General features: G+C 31.2%; 18 protein-coding genes. 14 read left to right on the forward strand and 4 right to left on the reverse strand.

Annotation, left to right across the window (positions count from 1 at the left end):
- Positions 1–96: 96 nt before the first annotated feature.
- Positions 97–870, forward strand: a complete 774-nt coding sequence (gene cdaA, locus ACXGQT_RS13225) for a diadenylate cyclase CdaA (protein ID WP_457829054.1) — start codon at positions 97–99, stop codon at positions 868–870.
- On the opposite strand, the gene ACXGQT_RS13230 is transcribed toward cdaA, so the two are convergent.
- Entirely contained in the window at positions 867–3,581 is a 2,715-nt protein-coding gene (locus ACXGQT_RS13230; RefSeq protein ID WP_457829055.1) for a putative LPS assembly protein LptD, read from the reverse strand. The genes cdaA and ACXGQT_RS13230 overlap by 4 nt on opposite strands.
- Positions 3,582–3,717: 136 nt before the next feature.
- Here ACXGQT_RS13230 and ACXGQT_RS13235 point away from each other — a divergent pair, with 136 nt between their 5' ends.
- The 11 genes from ACXGQT_RS13235 (at position 3,718) to ACXGQT_RS13285 (ending at position 14,615) form a co-directional block, all read left to right on the forward strand.
- The gene (locus tag ACXGQT_RS13235; RefSeq protein ID WP_457829056.1) at positions 3,718–5,103 is read left to right on the forward strand and encodes an N-acetylmuramoyl-L-alanine amidase; all 1,386 of its coding nucleotides are present in this window, start codon (positions 3,718–3,720) and stop codon (positions 5,101–5,103) included.
- A 20-nt stretch (positions 5,104–5,123) separates the two neighbouring features.
- Positions 5,124–6,089: an MlaD family protein gene (locus tag ACXGQT_RS13240; RefSeq protein WP_457829057.1), complete on the forward strand. Its 966-nt coding sequence runs from the start codon at positions 5,124–5,126 to the stop codon at positions 6,087–6,089.
- Between the two features lie 5 nt (positions 6,090–6,094).
- Positions 6,095–7,408: a 4Fe-4S dicluster domain-containing protein gene (locus ACXGQT_RS13245; protein ID WP_457829058.1), complete on the forward strand. Its 1,314-nt coding sequence runs from the start codon at positions 6,095–6,097 to the stop codon at positions 7,406–7,408.
- A gap of 75 nt (positions 7,409–7,483) precedes the next feature.
- Positions 7,484–8,269, forward strand: a complete 786-nt coding sequence (locus ACXGQT_RS13250) for a (Fe-S)-binding protein (protein ID WP_457829059.1) — start codon at positions 7,484–7,486, stop codon at positions 8,267–8,269.
- 83 nt (positions 8,270–8,352) lie between these two features.
- Positions 8,353–9,246, forward strand: coding sequence for a 1,4-dihydroxy-2-naphthoate octaprenyltransferase (gene menA / locus ACXGQT_RS13255; RefSeq protein WP_457829060.1), 894 nt, complete (start codon positions 8,353–8,355; stop codon positions 9,244–9,246).
- Between the two features lie 35 nt (positions 9,247–9,281).
- A complete protein-coding gene (locus ACXGQT_RS13260) occupies positions 9,282–9,812 on the forward strand; it encodes an SRPBCC family protein (protein WP_457829061.1) in 531 nt (176 codons plus the stop codon).
- 58 nt (positions 9,813–9,870) lie between these two features.
- Complete coding sequence (locus ACXGQT_RS13265) at positions 9,871–10,905, forward strand: o-succinylbenzoate synthase (RefSeq protein ID WP_457829062.1); 1,035 nt, start codon at positions 9,871–9,873, stop codon at positions 10,903–10,905.
- Positions 10,887–11,801 (forward strand): CPBP family intramembrane glutamic endopeptidase, encoded by a 915-nt coding sequence (locus tag ACXGQT_RS13270; protein ID WP_457829063.1) that lies wholly within the window; start codon positions 10,887–10,889, stop codon positions 11,799–11,801. The genes ACXGQT_RS13265 and ACXGQT_RS13270 overlap by 19 nt, the downstream gene beginning before the upstream one ends.
- A gap of 25 nt (positions 11,802–11,826) precedes the next feature.
- A complete protein-coding gene (locus ACXGQT_RS13275; protein ID WP_457829064.1) occupies positions 11,827–12,402 on the forward strand; it encodes an acyltransferase in 576 nt (191 codons plus the stop codon).
- Positions 12,403–12,404: 2 nt separating this feature from the next.
- Positions 12,405–14,099, forward strand: a complete 1,695-nt coding sequence (locus ACXGQT_RS13280) for a gliding motility protein RemB (RefSeq protein ID WP_457829065.1) — start codon at positions 12,405–12,407, stop codon at positions 14,097–14,099.
- Between the two features lie 6 nt (positions 14,100–14,105).
- Positions 14,106–14,615, forward strand: a complete 510-nt coding sequence (locus ACXGQT_RS13285) for a DinB family protein (protein ID WP_457829066.1) — start codon at positions 14,106–14,108, stop codon at positions 14,613–14,615.
- Positions 14,616–14,650: 35 nt separating this feature from the next.
- Here ACXGQT_RS13285 and era read toward each other — a convergent pair whose 3' ends face one another.
- A complete protein-coding gene (gene era, locus ACXGQT_RS13290; protein ID WP_457829067.1) occupies positions 14,651–15,532 on the reverse strand; it encodes a GTPase Era in 882 nt (293 codons plus the stop codon).
- Between the two features lie 128 nt (positions 15,533–15,660).
- A complete protein-coding gene (locus tag ACXGQT_RS13295; RefSeq protein WP_457829068.1) occupies positions 15,661–16,545 on the reverse strand; it encodes an SDR family oxidoreductase in 885 nt (294 codons plus the stop codon).
- 146 nt (positions 16,546–16,691) lie between these two features.
- On the opposite strand from ACXGQT_RS13295, the gene ACXGQT_RS13300 reads away from it, so the two are divergent.
- Positions 16,692–17,066 carry a winged helix-turn-helix transcriptional regulator gene (locus ACXGQT_RS13300; RefSeq protein ID WP_457829069.1) on the forward strand — a complete coding sequence of 125 codons (375 nt, stop codon included), beginning with the start codon at positions 16,692–16,694 and terminating at the stop codon, positions 17,064–17,066.
- Positions 17,067–17,253: 187 nt separating this feature from the next.
- Here the strand turns inward: ACXGQT_RS13300 and ACXGQT_RS13305 are convergent, their stop codons facing one another.
- The gene (locus ACXGQT_RS13305; protein WP_457829070.1) at positions 17,254–20,364 is read right to left on the reverse strand and encodes a glycoside hydrolase family 2 TIM barrel-domain containing protein; all 3,111 of its coding nucleotides are present in this window, start codon (positions 20,362–20,364) and stop codon (positions 17,254–17,256) included.
- A 225-nt stretch (positions 20,365–20,589) separates the two neighbouring features.
- On the opposite strand from ACXGQT_RS13305, the gene ACXGQT_RS13310 reads away from it, so the two are divergent.
- Entirely contained in the window at positions 20,590–23,163 is a 2,574-nt protein-coding gene (locus tag ACXGQT_RS13310) for a carboxylesterase family protein (RefSeq protein ID WP_457829071.1), read from the forward strand.
- The last annotated feature ends 51 nt before the right edge of the window (positions 23,164–23,214 follow it).

Consider the following 23,214-nt stretch of genomic DNA (forward strand, 5'->3'; position numbering starts at 1 on the left):
AAAATTTAAGCGAATATAAATGTTAGTTTTTAGGTGTCAAAATAAGAGTTTCTTTAAAAATGCTTACTTTTAGGCAAGCAATATAAAAACAAGCCTGTGTTCAGTTTTTTGGAATTTACCTTTATAGATTTATTAGATATTCTTTTAGTAGCCTTTTTGTTATTTAACGTATATAAATTGTTAAAGGGTACAGTGGCTATCAATATTTTTATAGGTATAGCTATTGTCTTTTTAATTTATAAAGTTACAGAAGCTTTACATATGGAAATGTTTAGCTCTTTGCTTGGTACTTTAATTAGTGGTGGGGCTATTGCGTTGATTATTATTTTTCATCCAGAAATGCGTAAGTTTTTGTTGATGTTAGGATCTACCAATCTAAAAGGGAAAAATAATTTTATAAAACAGCTTAAATTTTTAAAAGCAGAGATTTCCATTGATGTTGATGTACAAACTTTGGTAATGGCATGTGAAAAATTTGGAGTGACTAAAACAGGAGCCTTAATTGTGATTGAAAGAAATAGCAGTCTTGATTTTCTTGCTGAAAAAGGAGATAGCATGAATATAGAAATAAACGTTCCTATTTTAGAAAGTATTTTTTATAAAAATAGTCCATTGCATGATGGTGCTATTATTGTAAAGGAAAATAATGTAGTTGCCACTAGAGTAGTTTTACCATTGTCTGAAAAAAAAATACCAAGTAGATTTGGGTTGAGGCATAGAGCAGCTATTGGAGTTACCGAAAAAACAGATGCTATGTGTTTAGTGGTTTCAGAAGAAACAGGAGAAATTTCTTTTATTATTGATGGAGCTTTTGAATTGTATAGTACTACTAATGAATTACAAGAAAAAATTAAAATGTACTTGAGTTAAAAGTCACGGTTTACATTACGTTTGTCCCATTTTAAATCACTTAATACAGATGATTTTACCCCTATAAAAAAGTAATAAGAGCTGTAGTTTCCTAGAGGAACCCAGTTAAAATTCATACTCCAACTTCTTAAATCTCTCGTAAATCTTAAATTGGTATAAGAAAACCCCTTGTTTATAAAATCATATCCAGAAGAAGCCCCAACTTTCCATCCTGGGCTAAGTTCTACATCACCAGAAAACATTAAAGAGGCTGATGTGATATCATTTTGACCTATACTGTTTGAGTAATTTGTTGAGAATGAGAAACGAAGATTCCAGGGCATTGCAGAAATGTATTGAGGTAAATCTGTAGTTTCATCTTCTTTCTTTTTATTGGTTTCATCTTCAGCATCTACAGCAAAATCATTGGTGTTTCGTTGGTCTGCACCAAATAAATCTTGGTCATATGCAGTAGTGTCTTCTTCTTCATCCTCTTCTGTAGCTCCTTCTTCTTTTTTTTGAAAATCTTTGCTAGAAAAAGAATAACCTGTTGTAAAATTGGCTCTTGTCATTCTTAACAAAGGCCCTCCATTTTTATAACTCAAGGCATCAACTCTCTCTAATCTACCAGTGGTAGCATTGGGTTTTAAAGCATATGGGTCAAAAGAAGTACCAAAGTTTATGTTCATTTTTTTAAACAAAGTAGTACCAGCAGTTACGTTTAAAGGAGCTAGCTTAAAACTTTCTGCAGTAAAATTATAACTTGTACTTAAGTTTAAGGAGTTTAAAATGGTGATTTTTTTATCCTCACCTTCTAAATCATCTTTGTTAGCCACTTTTCCTTCAAGTGTATTGGCCAAACTAAATCCTAAAGAATTTGAAGTTCCTCTTGAGGGACCTCCGTAAATACCGCCATCAAATCTAGAGTAAGTAGTAAAGTTCCCTAAGGTATCTTTTTGAACATCTTCGTAATAAAATCCAAAGTCAGGTCTGTAACTATAGGAAACAGAAGGTCTCATGGTATGCCTAATAGCTTTTAAATTACTGTTCTTAAATTTAAACATACCATAAATAGTGGTACTAACAGAAGTAGAAGCACTATAATCTCTAAAGGCATTAAAACCAGAAATTGTATCAGTAATTACTTCATTTTCTACAGCATCATATTCTTTATGAATTTTATCTAAATACCATACCTCTCTATAGCTCATACTAGGTGATAGAGAAAAGTATTTAAACAATTTCATGTTGGTACTTAAGCTTACGTTATGTTGTGCTCCGTTTCTGGCATTATCAAATATTTTACTACTAAAAAAATCATCTTCTGTAGTTTCTACTTGATTGTCTGCTTTTAAAGAGTAGGTAAGACCTATTTTTTGAAAAGCATTTTTCTTAGTTCCATTTTTAGGAGCAAATGGATATTGTCTATCCATGTTTACTTGTAAAGACGGTAAGGTTAAATATACTATTTGGGTGTTTGTGTTTTGTCTGTGGTTGGCAGAAACACTCATGTTAAAAGGGGTTCCTACAAAATCTTGATAATAAGAAACCGAAGAACTTAAGGTGTTGGTTAACCCCAAACCATTGTTAGTTTCGTTAACAGATTGCCTAAAATACTGACTACTTCCTAAGTTTACCGATGCTGAAAACCTACTATTTGGAGAGGCTTTACTATCTTGACTGTGAGACCATCTAAGATTAAAGTTTTTGGCAACACTATAACTTGAAAAACCTTCAATACCACTAATTAAATTATCATAGTTAAAACTAAAGTTTCCACTAAACTTATATCTTACACGATAGTTAGAGGCCGCATTAAATCCCCAACTACTATTGGAATAAATGTCTGCTGTAAGTTTTAAATCAAAATAATCATTTAAGGCTAAATAATATCCTCCATTTTGCAAGAAAAAACCTTGGCTAAAAGATTCTCCATAGGTTGGAAAAATAATTCCAGAAGTTCTGTTTTTTGTCAAAGGAAAATAAGCAAAGGGAAAAATGGCAGGTGTAGGGACATCGGCCAAAACCAAATTGGTTAAACCTGTAATAATTTTTTTACCTGGGACAACTTTAGCTTTGTTTGTTTTTAAGTAATAATCAGGGTTTCTTGGGTCTGATGTTGTGAAAATAATATTACGTATAAAAATAGTAGAATCATTTACTCTTTTGGTTCTTTCTCCTAAAGTATTAATTCCATCTTGCTCAGTTTCTAAACCATAAATAATGGCTTTTTTTGTTTTATAATTAAAAATTAAGGAATCTTGTGTGGTTTCATTTCCTGTGGTTTTAAACACAGGTAATTGAGAGTATTTTCCTTTTTCATCTGGAATTCCTTTTGCAATAACAGTGTTTGTATTGTAGTCAATTAAAATTTTACCAGCTGTGATGTCGTTTTCTCCGTAAATTACATGGGCTTCACCATACAAATCCACCTTTTTATTGGGTACATCTTCTAAAATATAATCTTTGGCAGAATGCTCAATAATATATTCTATAGCTTCTTTCTTTTTGGGAGGTGCAAGGCTATCGTTTTGTATAGCAGTAATACTGTCGTTAACAATAGCGGGAATGCTATCATTAATAATAGTAGGAATACTATCATTTTGAGCAATAGAATCTCTTACTTGCGTTAAAATAGAAGAGTCTGTGGTTTTTTCTTGGGCTTTAGTAGTTAAACTACTTAAACACACTAAGAAAACTAATAAAAGAATGTAAAGTCTATTTGTTTGCAATGCTTTAAGTCCTATTTTTGTCTAGTAATTGGTTACAATATGGATGCCAATTTAAAAGTCCAAAAATAATTAAATTTTATTGATGAAATTGATTCCCATATTTAAATATCAGAACTTTTGTGTAATACGTATAACTATGTTATTTATTGTGCTCTTTAGTTCAATGATTACAGGAGCTTATGCTCAAAAACATGATTCCTTTGTAGTGGTGCTAGATGCAGGGCATGGAGGGAAAGATGTTGGTTGTGGAGGAAATCATGGGACTCATTATGAGAAAAATGTAGCATTAAGTATTGTTTTAAAAACAGGGAGAATTCTAGAAGCTATTCCTGGTTTTAAGGTGGTTTATACAAGAAAAACAGATGTTTTTGTTGATTTATGGAAAAGGGGAGATATTGCCAATGATGCGGATGCAGATTTGTTTGTGTCTGTTCATTGTAACTCAAACGGATCTTCTCAGCCTCACGGATCGGAAACATTTGTGCTTTCTTTAAAAGGGAACGATAGAAACTTTAATGTAGCCAAAGCAGAGAACGAGGTTATTTTGCAAGAAGAGAACCATCAAGAACATTATCAAGGTTTTGATCCAAGTAGTCCAACTTCTGTAATAGGTCTGTCTTTAGAGCAGGAAGAAAATTTAGATCAAAGTTTGTTAATAGCTAGTCTGATTCAGACAGAATTTGAAAAATCGTTAAAAAGAGTCAATAGAGGTGTAAAACAAGCAGCTTTTGTGGTGTTGTATCAAACCTATATGCCTAGTGTGTTGATAGAAACAGGTTTTTTGTCTAATAGAGTAGAAGGTCAGTATTTAAGTAGGACTTCTGGACAACAAGAAATGGCAAATTCCATTGCGAACTCAGTACATAAATATTTTAAACAGCAACAATTAAATGTGGCAGCAAATGATTATTATGATGGTGATGTCATCAGTAGTGCAAGCGAAAGTAATATTGTTGCTAGTTCAGAAGATAAAAATACTTATTATAAAGTTCAGCTGGCTTCTAGTAAAAATAGAATCAGCACTTCTTCCTACAATTTTAAAGGTTTAAAAGATGTTGAAAGAGTAGAAGTAGGTGGTTTTTATAAATATTATTTAGGAAAGTATAATAATAAAGAGGCAGCGAGTTCTGGTTTAAAATTAGCAAAATCAAAAGGATACAAAACAGCTTTTATTGTGGGGTTTAATGATGAAGGAAACATAGGGAATTCATTAAAAAAACAAATGTCAGTTACAAAACCTGTGAGTAATGCTATGTCAGAGGTTTATTATAAAGTACAAATAGCTTCATCTACTAATAAAATAAGTACAAAATCATCTAACTTTAAAGGATTGAATGAAGTAGAAGCTGTTAAAGTAGGTAATTATTATAAATATTATTTAGGTAAAACAAGTAGTTACGATCAAGCAAAAAAATATTTGGCGGCTGCAAAATCTAAAAAATACAATTCAGCTTTTGTGGTAGCTTTTTTAAATAACGAAAGAATCACGTTAAAAGAAGCTTTGAAAAGGCAAACAAATTAAATAATTCGTATTTTCGTTCTATGATAAAAATTTCTAGAGAGTTAAAGGTCGGTATTGCTGCATTGGTAATATTAGCATTATTTTATTGGGGGTTTAGTTTCCTAAAAGGAAGAAATCTATTTAATGGTAGCTTAAATAGTTATTACACAACCTACAAGAATATAAACGGTTTAAAAAAATCTAGTGCTGTAACTGTAAATGGATTTACGGTAGGTAAGGTGTTAGATATTTATTTTAATGAAGACCCTGCAAAAAAAGGACAGCTAGTTGTGGAGTTTACTATTGAGGAGGATTTGGAGTTTTCTAAAAAATCTATCGCAAAAATATATAGCGGTGGTTTAATGGGAGGAAAATCTTTGGCTATTATTCCTTCTTACGAAGGTGAAGCTGCTGAACCAGGAGATTATTTAAAAGGAGAGATTGAATCAGATATTTTTTCATCACTTACAGATAAACTAAATCCACTACAATCTAAAGTAGAAAATGTAATAGTACATATAGATTCTGTTACTCATAATTTAAATGCTTTGTTAAATAAGAGAACTATTGAAAACTTGAATAATAGTTTTGAAAACCTTAACTTGATATTAGAAAGTTTAAAAAACACATCAGGTTCTGTTGAGGTATTAGTGCAAAACAATCAAAAAAATATGGATGCTACTTTTAGTAACATAAAAAGTACCACTCAAAATTTAAAAACTTTTTCTGATTCTTTGGCACAAATAAAACTAAATGAAATTGCAGGTAGAATTAACAATACTTCTGCTCGTTTAGATAGTATTACTGCAGGAATACAAGCTGGAGAAGGAACTATTGGTTTGTTAGCTAAAGACGAAAAACTATACAACAATTTAGAAGCTGCTAGTAAGGAGTTAGAGGAATTGTTAAGAGATGTAAAAGAGCATCCAAAAAGATTTGTTCACTTTTCAATCTTTGGAAAAAAAGAAAGAAAGTACAAAGAGACAGAAGAAACTAAAGAAAACTAAACACTATGCAATTTATTCCAAATATCATTTTTGCAATCTTATTAGGAGTAGGCGTATACTTTTTTGCTAACAATGTAAAAAAGTTAATACGTAATATTAAGTTAGGAAAATCTGTTGATAGATCCGATCAAAAATCGGAACGCTGGACAAACATGATTCGCATTGCTTTAGGGCAGTCTAAAATGGTAAAAAGACCTGTTTCAGGATTTTTTCATATCATTGTTTATGTTGGATTTATTATCATAAACATTGAGGTTTTAGAAATTGTTTTAGATGGATTGTTAGGAACACATCGTTTGTTTTTGCCTATTCTTGGAGAAGGGTTTTACGGATTCTTAATAGGGACTTTTGAGATTTTGGCCTTGTTGGTATTTGTATCTGTAACAGTGTTTTGGTTACGTAGAAATGTAATTAAAATCAAACGTTTTTGGAATAAAGAAATGACTACTTGGCCTAAAAACGATGGAAACTACATTTTGTATTTTGAAATGGTGTTGATGACTTTGTTTTTAGTGATGAATGCTACCGATGTACATTTACAACAGTCAGGAACAGGAAATGTAATAAGTCAGTTTTTAGTGCCTTTGTTTCACAATGTTTCTTTTGAAGGTTTACATGTTATTGAAAGAGTTGCCTGGTGGTTGCATATTTGTGGAATTTTAGTGTTTTTAAACTATTTATACTATTCAAAACACTTACATATTTTATTAGCTTTCCCTAACACTTTTTATGCAAACTTAAAACCCAAAGGTCAGTTTCCAAACAATAAAAATGTAACAAAAGAGGTTCAGTTAATGATGGATCCAAATGCAGATCCGTATGCAGCTCCTGCAGAAGATGTTGGAGAACCAGAAAAATTTGGTGTGAGTGATGTTACTGATTTAAACTGGGTGCAGTTAATGAATGCTTACACTTGTACAGAATGTGGTCGTTGTACTTCAGTTTGTCCGGCAAATTTAACAGGTAAAGAATTATCGCCCAGAGCTATTATGATGAAAACTCGTGATAGATTAGAAGAAGTAGGTAGAAATATAGATGCTAACAAAGGAACTTTTCAAGATGATGGAAAACAATTGTTAGGAGATGATTATATCAAACAAGAAGAAATTTGGGCATGTACAAGTTGTAATGCCTGTGTAGAAGAATGCCCTGTAAATATTGATCCTTTGTCTATTATTATGGATATGAGACAATATTTAGTAATGGAACAATCAGCAGCACCACAAGAGTTAAACGCTATGATGCAAAATGTAGAAAACAACGGTGCACCATGGCAATACAGCCAAATGGATAGGTTAAATTGGGTGAACGAGGAATAATCAATTAGCAATTATCAATTAGGAATTACAAATTCAATCACTCGTAATTCGTAATTTCAAAATTCATAATTAGATATGATAACAGTACCAGTAATGGCAGATTTATTTGCCGAAGGAAAAGAACCAGATATTTTATTTTGGGTAGGTTCTGCAGGAAGTTTTGATGATAGAGCAAAAAAAATAACAAGAGCTTTTGTAAAATTATTAAACAAAGCGAATGTTAATTTTGCAGTGTTAGGAACCGAAGAAAGTTCTAGTGGAGATGCGGCCAAAAGAGCAGGAAATGAATTTTTGTTTCAAATGCAAGCCATTACTAATATTGAAGTGATGAATATGTACAATGTTAAAAAGATTGTAACTGCTTGTCCTCATTCCTACAATACGTTAAAAAATGAATATCCAGAATTAGGGGGTAAATACGAAGTTTTTCATCATACACAACTTATAGAACAATTGGTAAATGAAGGTAAATTAGACCTTTCTAATGCTAAGTTAGATATTAATAATATTACTTTTCACGACCCATGTTATTTAGGAAGAGCTAATAATGAGTACAACGCTCCAAGATCTTTATTAAAATCTATTAAAGGAACTAACTTGATAGAAATGAAAAGGTCTAAAAATAATTCTCTTTGTTGTGGTGCCGGAGGAGCACAAATGTTTAAAGAACCAGAAAAAGGAACTAGAGATATTAACGATTTACGTACTGAAGATGCTTTAGAAACCAAACCAGATGTAATTGCTACAGGGTGTCCTTTTTGTAATACAATGATGACAGATGGTGTTAAACATCACAAAAAAGAAGCAGAGGTTCAGGTAAAAGATGTAGCAGAATTATTAGCAGAATCTTTAGGATTATAATAAAAATGAAATAAAATTTTAAAAGTGACTATGTCACACTTTGTTTTGTCAAGTGTAATAGTCACTTTTTTATGTTATAAAATATGAAACATTGGATTCAAGCGGCAAGATTAAGAACTTTGCCTTTGTCATTATCAGGAATCATTACAGGAAGTTTTTTAGCAGCATCTAAAGGAGTGTTCCGTTGGGATATTTGCGTGTTGGCATTGTTAACAACGGTTGGTTTTCAGGTCTTATCAAACTTTGCAAATGATTATGGTGATGGTGTTAAAGGAACAGATAATGAAAACAGAATAGGGCCAAAACGAGCGTTGCAAAGTGGAATTATTTCTCCAAAACAAATGTTAAAAGGAATTTATATAACCATAGGTATTACCTTATTAATAGCTTTGTTGCTTATTTATGTTTCCTTTGGAAAAGAAAATTTTACACTATCTATTACTTTTTTCTTTTTAGGTTTAGCCTCTATTGGAGCAGCTATAAAATATACTATGGGAAAAGGAGCTTACGGATATTCCGGTTTTGGAGATCTTTTTGTGTTTTTGTTTTTTGGTTTGTTAGGAGTTGTAGGTTCAGAGTTTTTATTTACTCATCAAATAGATATTCTTTCTTTTTTACCAGCTATGTCTATTGGTTTGTTTAGTGTTGGTGTGTTAAATTTAAACAATATGCGTGATAGGGTATCTGATATACAATCACAAAAAAATACTATGGCGGTTAAATTGGGGGTAAAAAAAGCAAAAGTATATCATTACTTTATATTAATCATAGGTATGTTGTCTGTATTAAGTTATGTGTTGGTTATGAATTATTCATTTAAAGCTTATCTGTTTTTAATTGCTTTTATTCCATTAGTCAAACACATTAAAGTTGTATATAAAAATAAGGAAGCCGTTTTGTTAGATCCAGAATTAAAGAAGGTAGCTTTAAGTACATTTTTGTTTTCTATACTTTTTGGATTAGGGTTATTAATTTAATACTTTTAGAATACTAATTAAACCAAGCTATCATTATGAAAAAGTTTTTCTTATACGGTATAGTTGTTTTTTTTTCAGCCGTAATTTTAGCCCTAATATTTGCACCAAAAGAGGCTACAGTACAACGATCTATAATGATTGAAAAACCAATAGATGTAGTTTTTCCATATTTTTTATCATTACAAAAAATGGAAGAATATTCGCCTTGGCAAGCCAGAGATCCTAAAACAGTTCATGAATATAGAGGGCCAGGAAACACAGTTGGTTCAGTACACAGATGGAAGTCTAACAATCAAGAAGTAGGGGTAGGAGAACAAGAAATTGTATCTATTATTCCCAATGAAAAAATTATATCAGAGTTGAGGTTTGAAGAACCTTTTCAGTCAGTATCCGAAGGTTCTTTAACGTTTAAAAAAATAGCCAATGGAACTGAAGTAACATGGGGATATTATGGACGTTTTGGTTATTTAGAAAGTCTGATTATGATGTTTATGGATATGGATAAATTATTAGGGGCTGATTTTGAACAAGGATTGAGTCAAGCAAAATCTAACTTAGAAGAATAAAATTATAAAATATTAAATTCAAAGCCTTTTGGTACAAGCCAAAAGGTTTTTTTAGTGTATGAAAGCAAGTTATAAAAAATATATCCTGAATTTTAAACAGCCATCAGGGACCTCAAGAGGGGTGTTAAAAACAAAAGAAACTTATTTTATTATTCTAGAAAAGAATGGGAAAGTAGGATATGGTGAAACAGGATTGTTTAGAGGGTTAAGTTCCGATGACCGTCCGGATTATGAAGTTAATTTAAAATGGGCTTGTCAGAACATTCATTTAGGGTTAGATGTTTTGTTGGAAGAACTAATAGAGTTTCCATCAATTCAATTTGGATTAGAGCAAGCATTTTTATCAATAGAAAGTTCTAATGGTTTTGATTTATTTCCCTCTAAGTTTACAAAAGGAGAAGATACAATTCCTATTAATGGATTGATATGGATGGGAGATGAGTCTTTTATGCAACAACAAATAGAAGCTAAAATAAAAGCAGGGTTTACCACTATTAAAATGAAAATTGGAGCAATTGATTTTGAAACGGAAATAAAACTGTTAAGTGCTATTAGACAAAAATATTCGTACAAAGAAGTTACTTTAAGAGTAGATGCCAATGGTGCTTTTGATCCAGATAATGTTTTGCGTAAGTTAAATCGTTTGGCCATGTTGGGTATTCATTCTATAGAACAACCTATTAAGCAAGGCCAAATACTTGCCATGAAGAATATATGTTTAAAATCTCCTATTCCTGTTGCTTTAGATGAAGAATTAATAGGGGTTTTTAAGTATGAAGAAAAAATAAATTTATTACAAAATATAAAACCACAATACATAATTCTAAAACCTAGTTTAATTGGTGGAATTAAAGGAACCAATGAGTGGATAAAAGTTGCAAACAGTTTAGGAATTAAATATTGGGTAACTTCGGCATTAGAGAGCAACATAGGATTAAATGCTATCAGCCAGTACACTTATAATTTGGGGCTAACAATGCCACAAGGATTAGGAACAGGAGGTTTGTTTACCAATAATATTGATAGTCCATTAGAGGTTAAAAACGGAAATATTCAATATGACACCACATCAACATGGAAAATAAATTTATAAGTCAAGCTTATCACGGGAATCATAGCATTGTTAAATATATTGCAGGTATTTTTATAGTTGTAATAGGTTGTCTGCTTTTTTCATTGCCTTATAATATAGTTATTGCTAATAAAATTTCTAATGGTTTGGCAGATGCATCTAGGGTAGAAGATATTAATTATCTATATAGCTTAATGGACAGCAATGCCTTTATGTTTTTTATGATGTTGCCATTTGTAGGAGGAATCATTACTCTATATTTTGTTGTAAAAAAGTTACACAAACAATTGTGGGTACATTTAACTACGAGCAGAAAAAAGATTGATTATAAACGTGTTTTCTTTTCATTTTTCTTTTGGTCTAGTATGATTTTATTACTTTTTTTAATTAGTTACATCACTAGTCCAGAAAACATTAAGTGGAACTTTCATGCTAAGGATTTTATTGTTTTGTTTTTATTATCAATAGTGTTAATTCCTATTCAAACTAGTTTTGAAGAATACGTGTTTAGAGGTTATTTAATGCAAGCATTGGGAGTAAGTTCTAAAACAAACTTGTTGCCTTTATTGGTGACTTCTGTTGTGTTTGGTTTGTTGCATTATGCAAATCCTGAAGTGAAAGAACTGGGGTATGGCATTATGTTTTTTTATATAGGAACTGGTTTGTTGTTAGGAGTTATTACTTTAATGGATGAGGGAATGGAATTGTCTCTAGGTTTTCATGCAGCTAATAATTTAATAACGGCTTTGTTAGTTACTACAGATTGGACAGCTTTTCAAACATCAGCATTGTTTAAAGATGTTTCTGCTCCAAGTTTGATAACGGAATTGTTAGCAATGGTAATCTTATATCCACTTTTGTTATTTGTTTTTGCAAAAAAATATAAGTGGAGTTTATGGAAGGAAAAGTTGATATAAAGTATAAATTTTTTAGATAAAGAATATGTCACAAGAATTTTTTGCTCACGAAACTGCTGTCATTGATGACAATGCTAATATTGGAAAAGGAACTAAAATTTGGCATTTTAGTCACATTATGTCACATTCAAAAATAGGAGAGCTTTGTAATATAGGTCAGAATGTAGTGATATCTCCTCAAGTAAAATTGGGTAGAAATGTAAAAGTACAGAACAATGTTTCTATTTACACAGGAGTAGAATGTGAAGATGATGTGTTTTTAGGGCCTTCTATGGTGTTTACCAATGTTATTAATCCACGTAGTGCCATTGTTAGAAAAGATGAATACAAAGTAACTTTGGTAAAAAAAGGGGCAAGTATTGGTGCCAATGCAACCATTTTGTGTGGAAATACCATTGGAGAATATGCCATGATTGGAGCTGGAGCGGTTGTTACCAAAGAAGTAAAGCCTTATGCTTTGGTGGTAGGAAATCCATCAAAACAAATAGGTTGGGTAAGTGAGTACGGACATAGGTTAAAGTTTGAAGCAAACGGAATGGCTGTTTGTAAAGAAAGTTTACAAGAATATAAATTGACAAACAATACTGTTACAAGATTATAACGATGAAAAAAATTATTTGGAGATTATTATTAGGAGCACAAATTGTAAATGCTCAAAAAATGGAAGTACTTTTTCCTGAGCACGAAAGTCAGTTGCAAATTCCGTTTAATCACGCTACTTATAGTGTTTTTGAGCAAGGAATTTATCAAGCAGAAAATAGTCATACAGCCATAAAACCATATGTGTATAATGTGGTGAGTGAAATAGCTGGCTTAGAAAAATACAAAGCAAATTTGTTGAAAAACAAAAAAACTTGGGGAGGGAGAAAGTTGTGGAATGAACATTTGGTTCAAGTAAGAGGAAAAGATTACTGGTTTAATTTAGATGTACTTTTAGATGTAGATGCTGGAATGGACAATACAGATGTTGGAACAACTATGAACAATACTAGAATTCTTAAAATAGAAGGACAGTTAGGGAGTAAGTTCTCTTACAGTGCTTCTGCTTTTGAAAGTCAAACCAAATACACCCAGTTTATTTATGATTATATAAAAATCAATCAACCTGAAGATGCTAGTGGATTGGTACCTGGTAGAGGAAAAGGAAAAGGTTTTGGAACCTATGGAATGGATTATGGAATTTCAACAGGATACTTGTCTTATACACCTAGTAAGTTTTTTAACGTTCAATTTGGTCATGGGCAAAATTTTATAGGAAATGGTTATAGATCTTTGTTTTTGTCAGATGTATCTGCTCCAAGTACCTATGCAAAAGTAACTACCACTGTAGGAAAAGTACAGTACACAAATATATGGATGTGGTTAAAAGATTTTAATTATTCTATTGATGATGTCTCAGCAGGAATGAATTATGGGCATAAAAGAAAATATGGAACATTTCATCATTTAAGTTGGAATGTAACACCTCGTTTTAATCTTGGTTTTTTTGAAGGGATTATTACGGATAATTCTGGAGGGTCAGGGGCTTATCCTGCAGAGTATTTAAATCCAATTATTTTTTACAAAAACTTAGAATTTGCCAATGGAGAAGATTCTGGAAATGGAATTATAGGGGTAGATTTTAAATATCGTTTAGGACAAAATAATATTTTTTATGGACAGTTTTTATTAGATGATTTTAAAGCAGCTGAGTTTTTTAAGCCTAAGAATGGATATTGGGCAAATAAAAATGCCATTCAGCTAGGAGCAAAGTTTTTTGATGCTTTTAAAGTAAAAGGGTTGCAATTGCAAACTGAGTTTAACAGAGTTACTCCATTTACGTATTCTCATGAACAACAACATAATTACGCTCATTTTGGACAACCTTTGGCTCATTTATGGGGAGGTAACTTTTGGGAAACAGTATTTATTGCTAGGTATCATAAAAATCGTTGGGGAGCACATACCAAATTGGTGTATGGTAAAAAAGGATTTGATATAGATGGAGATTCTACCTCTTATGGAGGAAATGTATTTGTGTTGGCTACTGAAAGAAACGAAGATTACAATCAAGAATTTTTGCAAGGGAACCAAGCTACTACTTTAAATATTGATGTTGAAGTAAGTTACTTAATCAACCCATCTAATAATTTTAAGTTGTTTGCAGGAGCTTTAATTCGTAACTTTAAGTCAGACAGCCCTATTAGCAGGGTTGGAATTGTGCCAGAATCTACAGGGTATACTTTTAATACAGAAAGTACTCAGTGGTTTGTGGTGGGAGTAAAAGCTGATTTGTTTAACAATTATAGAGATTATTAATAAGGTATGAGGAAAGAACGTATTAAAGAAATGCCTTTCTTTTATGATAGGTATATTGATTTAGTATCAGAAAATGAAACTGTTTTAGAAGCTTTAAATGGCTCACAAAACATTTTAAATTCTTTAAAAGAGCAATTAATACAAAAGCAAGACTATAAATATCAAGAAGGAAAATGGACTCCAAAAGATATTTTACAGCATTTAATAGATACTGAAAGAATTATGTCTTACAGAGCTTTGACTTTAGCAAGAGGAGAAAAGCAAGAGTTGATTGGTTTTGAAGAACAGAAATATGCTAAAAACACCAATGCAAGTAACAGAACCATAGAGGATTTGTTACAAGAATTTTCTATGGTAAGAAAATCTACTTTAGCCCTGTTTAAAAGTTTTAGTGATGAAATGTTTTTAAGAGAAGGAGTTTGTTCTGGAATACATGTAAGTCCTTTGATATTTGGGTGTATTTGTGTAGGACATGTACAACATCATGTAAATGTATTGCATGAAAAATATTTTTAAAACATAAAAAAGCCACTTATTCAGTGGCTTTTTTGTTAGTCTTTATATCCAAAACGTTTTAATTGTTTGTCATTAGAACGCCAGTTTTTATTCACTTTTACATATAAATCTAAGAATATTTTTTTATCAAAAAATATTTCTAAATCCTTTCTGGCTTGCATTCCAACCTTTTTTAAGGCGGCACCTTTATGGCCAATAATAATTCCTTTTTGTGTTTCGCGTTCTACCATAATAATAGAACGAATTTTAATAATATTATCTTCTTCAAAAAACTCCTCTGTTTCAATTTCTACAGCATAGGGAATTTCTTTTTTGTAGTTTAATAATATTTTTTCACGAATGGCTTCATTTACAAAAAAACGTTCGGGTTTATCTGTTAATTGATCCTTAGGATAAAAAGCAGGAGACTCAGGTAATAACTCTTTAATTTTATCAAATACAGGTTCAATATTAAAGTTTTCTAGAGCAGAAATTAAATATACATTGGCATTGGGTACTTTTTCTTCCCAATAAGCTAGTTTTTCTTCAATTTCTTCTTGGTTAGAAGTGTCTATTTTGTTGATTAACAACATTACAGGAGCTTTAGAGCTTTTTATTTTATTAAAGAATGCTTCATCTTTTAATTCCTTTTCCCCAATCTCTACCATATAAATCAAAACGTCTGCATCTTCAAAGGCAGATTTCACAAAATCCATCATAGAAGCTTGCATTTCGTAGGCAGGCTTAATAATTCCTGGAGTATCCGAAAACATGATTTGATAATCATCTCCGTTTACAATTCCTAATATACGATGTCTGGTTGTTTGCGCTTTAGAGGTGATGATGGAAAGCTTTTCACCTACAAAGGCATTCATTAAAGTAGATTTCCCAACATTGGGATTTCCTATAATATTTACAAAACCTGCTTTGTGTGTCATGATTACAAATTGAACTGCAAAGTTACGCAAACCATTATTAAGAATGATAATGTGTGAGTGAAGAATTCAATAGATGGAAAAACAAAAGGCTTACAACAATTTATAAGCCTTTTGTATAATAGTATGATTTAATAAACTTCCTTTAAAAAATCCTTTAACGGTTGTGTTTTTCTTCCTAGAACAGTTTCCAAATCATTTGTTTGTTGATTAAATTCTGTGTTGGCAATACCTAAGCTAAACATGCTTAACATGTCAATAATAAAATCAGGTAAACCTACTGCTGACATTTTGGTTCTAAACTCAGCATCTTCTGGAGAAATATAAGTAATAGTTTCGTTAATAGTTTCTGATAGAAGTTTTGAAATTTCAGAGAATGTGATTGTTTCACTTCCGTTAAATTCTAAAGTTTTGTTTTCGTATTTTGATACATCTTCCAAAATAATAGCTTCTGCTTCGGCAAAGTCTTTTCTAGGAACAAAAGCGGTGGCACCATTAGCAGTTGGTAAATAAATAGATTTTGTTTGTAGTAACTGTGTTTTATCACCAATAAACATTGGAATTACTTCAGCATATAAGTTATGTCTTAATATGGTATACTTTAGTCCAGAAGCAATAATTAAATCTTCTGTTTGTTTGTGAGAATTTACGACTGGATATAAAGGAGCTGATGAATTTTCATCTTTTCTAACAGTACTGGTGTACAAAATATGTTTTACACCTGCTTTTTTAGCTGCTGTAACTACATTTTTATGCTGAGGTAAACGATGGTTAATATCGCTACCAGAAACAAAGTATAACACCTCAATATCTTTAAAAGCATTTTCTAATGTTTCTATATTGTCGTAGTCACCAATTCTTACTTCAATGCCATCATTTTTATACTGTTTTGCTAAATCACTGTTTTCATCTCTTACCAAAACTGCTAAATGATTTAAGTTGTTTTTTTCTTTAAGGAACTTTACAACAGTACTACCTAAACCTCCTGTTGCTCCTGTAATTAATGTTTTTTTCATTTTAATATATTTTATATTTATAGTAACATAAGTTTTTTACTTACTTTTGGTAAGTCAAAGGTATGTGGTAATTGTTGTATATACAAGAACTGAAAACAAAGTAAGGTACTTACCCTGAGGTGATTAATGTTGATAATGAGTTGGTTATGAATGAAAATAATTTAGAAAAATATTTGGATGCAGATCATTGTCCTGTTAGAAATGTGCTAGATAGAATAGGAGATAAATGGTCTGTTTTAGTAATTTTACTATTAGGAGATGCAGATACTTTACGATTTAACGAAATGCATAGGTATATAGGAACCATTTCTCAAAAAATGCTAACCGTTACTTTAAAAAAGTTAGAAGCAGATGGTTTAGTTCACCGTGAAATATATCCTCAAATTCCGCCAAAAGTAGAATACAATTTAACGGAAAGAGGAAAAAGTTTGTTACCTAATTTAAAAAACTTAGTCTCTTGGGCAAATGAACATATGGTAGAAATAAAAAGTAACAGGGGCACTTCTATAAAACCAAACTAAAGAGTGTAGCTTAGTAAAAGGAAACACTTTATCTTTAAGTCGTTAAGTTGAAGTAAGTCCTGTTACGAATATGATATCTAATTTAAAAAGAGGCTTTATAGCGTTTTAATCCTAATTCCGTTAAGAGGTCTTGTTTGTGTTTTCTGGCTTAATAGATTTTATACTCATCATTTATAATTGAATTTGTTTATTTTTTAGGGATTATAATAAAACTAAAGCTATACTTTTTGTTAGCATAATACATATAAGGTGCATGTGGTTTAGCTCCCCAACTTGTATCTCCACCAACTCCCATCATTTTGTGGTCTATATGTAGTTCAACAAAATCTTTTTCTACAATGTCTGCGGTAGTTCTTAACTTTTTCTCTGTTCCAGGATCAAAATCAGCAGTATTATGATGTAAAGCATTAAACTCAATAGGGTTTTCTATGGCTTTTATTTTAAATCCCATCCCAATTTGATTTTGTAAACTTAACCAGCGAACATCTGTTTTATGTCCGTTTTCTTGTGGTCTGTTATAAGCAAAATATTGATCGGCTACTTTGGAGTGATATAGACCAACAAAAGTAGCAGTGTTTCTATCTATATAATTTTCCCAAGGACCACGGCCATAGTAGATAAGGTTGTCAAACTCTCTAGGCATTTCTAGTTTTAAGCCAATTCTTGGAATTTCAGGTAATTTTTCTTTTTTAGCTTCAAAACTATAATTTACATGTATTTCACCATCTCCATTAATTACGTAGTTAATTTCAATAGTTCCATCAATCTCTTTGTTTTTAAATGAAGTTAAGATCATTACTTCTGATTTTGATACTTTTTTAGAACTTATGCTTTGTAGCATAAATTTATCAGCAGCTTCTTTCCAAACCAAAGCCCTTTTTTGTAACTGATTCCCGAAATCATTATCTGTTGGAGCTCTCCAAAAATCAATTTTTAAAGGAGCATTAATTAATTGATACTCGTTTAAAACATAAGAGTGTAACAATCCTGTTTTTTTAGAAAATTGAGTAACAAAATCCAATCCGCTAATCATGATTTCATTATCATTTTCTATTGTTTTAATAGGTTTGGATGTGTTGGTGCTATTTTTAGAAGGAATAACCGTATTCAATTCAAATTGCTCAGAAGCTATTTCATGTCCATATGGAATTAATGTGTTTGCTGAATTTTGAATCGCATAAATGTTTAAATAAACATCTTTGTTTTTGTCGATTTCAGGAAGATTGATGTTAAATTCTTTTTCTGATTGTGGTTCTATATTTTTAGGACAGAATTTTCCTGATTTGATAATTTCTCCATTTTCTAATAATTGCCATGTTATTAAATAATCATCTAAAGTGTTAAAAAAATTTTCGTTTTTAATAAGCAATTTTCCAGTGGATAGATCCATTTTTTTAAAGTGAATATTTTGATATACTTTTTTAATTTCAAATAATGCAGGATGAGGTTTTAAATCAGGATCCACTATACCATTCATACAAAAGTTATTGTCGTGATACATTCCTTGGGGTTCAAAATGCCCGCCATATGCCCAAAATTGTTTTCCATTTTTATCTGTTTTTGCCAATCCTTGATCCATCCAATCCCAAATAAACCCACCTTGTAATTGACGATGAGATTTTACCAAATTCCAGTATTCTTGAAAATTTCCATTGCTATTTCCCATAGCATGAGAATATTCACACCAAATAAAAGGACGATTCTTGTCAGAACCTAACCATCTGTCTCTAACAAAATCAATAGAAGCATACATATGTCCCGCAATATCAGTATGTCTTTCCTTTATATCGGTCATTCTTTCGGCACGTTCATAATGTACAGGCCTTTTTGTATTTAATGCATGAGCAGCTTTGTATCCTGCTAAAAAGTTTACTCCAGTTCCAGCTTCGTTTCCCATACTCCAAACAATAACAGAAGGATGGTTTTTATCTCTTATTATCATGTTGGTAATTCTTTCTACATGGGCATCTTTCCATTCAGGGTTGTTTCCTAGAGTTTTATCAGGGTCATAACCCATTCCATGAGATTCAATGTTTGCTTCGTCATAAACATATAATCCATATTCATCACACAGCTGGTACCACATAGGGTCGTTAGGGTAATGAGAAGTTCTTACAGCATTAATATTAAATTGCTTCATTGTTTTTATATCAGCAATCATATTTTCTTTGTTTACCACATGTCCAAAATATGGGTTGTGTTCATGCCTATTAACTCCTTTTAAAAGAATAGGTTTGCCATTTACCAAGAGTTGTCCATTTTTAATTTCAGAAGTTCTAAATCCGGTTTTAATAGAAGTAGCTTCTATTAATTGATTTTTCTTGTTATAAAGACTGATGACTAATTTATACAGATAAGGATTTTCTGCAGACCATTTATTTACGTTAAGAATTTCATTTGTAAAAGAAATAGATTGTTCCTTTTTTGTTGATGTAAAACTAGAAATTTTACTACTTACTTCTTTTCCATTAGCATCAAGTAGCTGATATTTTACATTGAGTTTTTGTTGTTTGTTTTTGATGTTTTTTACATCAATTTTTAAGTTTAAAACACCATTTTTATAATTGTTGTCTAAAGATGCATCAGCATAAAAATCATTGATATGAGTTTTTTCTTTAGCATGTAAAATAACATCTCTTTGTATTCCTGATAATCTCCAAAAATCTTGATCCTCTAAATAACTTCCATCTGTAAATTGAAATACTTGAACTGCTATTTTATTTTTTTCCTTATTTAAATAAGGAGTAATATCAAATTCAGAAGGTAATTTAGAATCTTGGCTATATCCTACCTTTTTACCATTAACCCATAAATAAAACCCAGATTTAACAGCACCAAATTGTAAATAAACTTCTTTGTCTTTCCAGTTTTTTGGCAACATAAAATAAGTAATGTAAGATCCTACCGAAGATTGATTTTCTTTAACAAAAGGAGGGTTTTTATCAAACGGATAATTCATATTGGTGTAATTAGGAGTTCCGTAACCACACATTTCCCAGTTACCAGGAACCATAATTTCATCCCATTTACTATCGTCAAAATTGGATTTAAAAAATTCTAAGTTTCTTTCAGATATTTTTTTTGCGTATTGAAACTTCCACTTACCGTTTAAAAAATGAATGTTTTTTTCATTATGTGGATTGTTGTTTTTTGCATTTTCTAAGGATGAATAAGAATAGAAAGTAGCATGAGCATTTTCTCTATTAATTTTAAAAACTTTAGGATTTTCCCAGTCGTTTTGACTAAAGATGTTTTGACTCAAAACTAAAAGGATAATTAACAGTTTTATTTTACTCATTTTTTAACGTTTTAAATAAGAGTATGAAAATACATATTAAAGACAACAAAGCAGGGGGATATTCTCATATAAAACCAAGGTTAAAATCAATTAATAAGATAAAGGTTGTTCTGTGTTTGGTTATTTAACTTATCTGTTTTGTTGTTTGTCGAAATATGTTTTTAACAAGTAGCTTTTAATGTAGTTTTATTCTTAACCATAATATTTAAACTAAAAAAAATCATCATGAGAAAAACAAAACCCCTTATTTTATTGTTGGTTTTTGTGCAAAGTTTTCTTTTTGCACAACAAAAAACAGGGAATATTGTTGAGTATTTTGGAAAAGAAAAAATAGAAACGATTCAAGAAGGAAAATTGATTCATGTTTTTAAAGAAGCTTTAACGTTAAAAGTACCTACCTATCATTTTAATTCCTCTTCTTTCCCTAAAGATCCTGTTTATGCTAGATTTTTAGAAGAGGAAAATTACTTGCCTAATAACAAAGAAACTTTTGATATTGATTTTGTTGGAAATCCAATGGTTTGGAAAACCATAAAAGTTGATGAAACCAATAGTTTTAATAACGAAAGTTTAAAGAGTAGTTATGTGTTGTTAAAATACAAGTCTAACAAAGTAAAAACGGTTTTATTTGAAGCATCAGGTCATTCACTTGTTTTAATTAATGGATTGCCACACGAAGGAGACCATTATGATTTTGGATGGAATTTAATTCCTTTAGAGTTAAAAAAAGGAATGAATGTTTTTGTGCTAAAAGTAGGACGTTTTCCTAGAATTAGAGCAAGGTTAATTGAGCCAAAAATGGAAGTACAACTAACTACAAGAGATGTTTTAGTTCCAGACATTTTGTTTGATGAGCATAAAAACTATATTGGTGGAATTAGAGTGGTGAACAGCACCAATACTTGGATAAAAGGATATACTTTACAATCGGAATTAAAAGGTAAAACATTAGAAACTATGGTTCCTAATATAGCTCCTATGAGTGTGTTAAAAATGCCTTTTTCCATTCCTACAGTATCAAGCAGTAGCAAAGTTGGAGCAGAAAAGTTAAACATCATTTTAAAAAATAAGAATAGTGTTTTAGACACCAAAGATGTTGATGTTCAAGTAAAGTCTAAACATCAAAAAATCAAACGAACTTTTATTAGTGATATTGATGGAAGTGTACAATATTATAGTGTTGCTCCATCAAGCAATAAAAATTTAAAAAACGGAGCTTTCTTTTTATCCGTTCACGGAGCTTCGGTAGAGGCCGTAAATCAAGCCAATGCTTATAAGCAAAAAGATTGGGGAAATTTGGTTGCACCAACAAACAGACGTCCTTTTGGATTTGCTTGGGAAGATTGGGGCAGGTTAGATGCTCTTGAAGTAATGGCCGATGCTAAAAATATTTATCAACCAGATCCTCAAAAAATATATTTAACAGGTCATTCTATGGGCGGACATGGAACTTGGTATTTAGGAGCTACTTATCCTGATAAATTTGCAGCCATTGCTCCTTGTGCTGGTTACCCAGATTTATTATTGTACAGAGATGGATTTTTAAAAAGTACTTTAGAATTACCTCAAACAGAATTATCAAAAATGGGCATGAGTCCAGACATGGTAAGTCGTTTAAAGTTTAATCAATCTCAAGAATTGACTCCTGTTGAAAAAATGATTGAAAGAGCAGGAACGCCTAGTAGAACCTTAGAGCTGATTCGTAATTATTTACAAGTAGGAGTGTACTTGTTACATGGAGAAAAAGACAATGTGGTTCCAACTTCTATTGCCAGAGGCATGAGAGAAAGATTAGGAACTTTTCATAATGATTTTGTGTATTATGAATACCCTGATGGAACGCATTGGTATGGAGATCATAGTATAGATTGGGATCCACTTTTTAATTTCTTTAAGAGACATACTATTAAGACCGATGATGAAATTAAAAACTTGGAGTTTTATACAGGTTCACCAGGAGTATCAGCAAGTTCACATTTTGTAACTATTTATCAGCAAGAAATTCCTTTTAAAACAAGTTCATTCAATTTTTCTAAAAAAGAGGGAGATTTGTTTATCAAAACAAATAACGTGGCTTTGTTAGTGGTTGATTTTTCAAAACTGGTTACTGATAAAAATGAAATTAAAATTGATGATAATATCATCACAATTAATAAAGGAGTAAAAATGTACTTTCAAAAAGTTGATGGAGTGTGGAAAAACACATCAGCTCCTAGTTTAGCTCAAAAAGGGCCACATAGAAATGGTGGGTTTAAAGATGCTTTTAGACATAACGTAGTTTTTGTATATGCAACCCAAGGAACAGCAGTAGAAAATGAATGGTATTTAAACCGAGCTAGGTTTGATGCAGAAACGTTTTGGTACCGTGCCAATGGGAAAATAGAATTGGTAAAAGATGTAGATTTTTCGCCTAAGAAATATGCCGACAGAAATGTGGTGATTTATGGAAATAAAAATAATAATGCTGCGTGGAAAACGTTGTTAAAGAAATCGCCTATTCAGGTAGAAAATAACAAGGTAGAATTTAATGGGAAATCAATTACAGGAAACCAATGGGGGATGTATTTTGTTGTGCCAAGAACAGATAGTGATATTGCTAGTGTTGGAGTTGTAACTGCTACAGGAACCAAAGGAATGAAAGCTGCATATATGAATCATTATTTGGTAAATGGAACCACTTTTCCGGATGTTTTGTTGTTTGATGATGAAGTGTTAGAAAACGGAATGTCTGCTGTAAAAGCTTCAGGTTTTTTTGGAAACGATTGGTCTGTAGAACAAGGAGATTTTGAGTGGAAATAAATCCAATCAAATTAAAAAAAGAGTTTTAGTAGTTTAATTTTTTATAGTTTG

Source organism: Wenyingzhuangia sp. IMCC45467 (assembly GCF_054111205.1).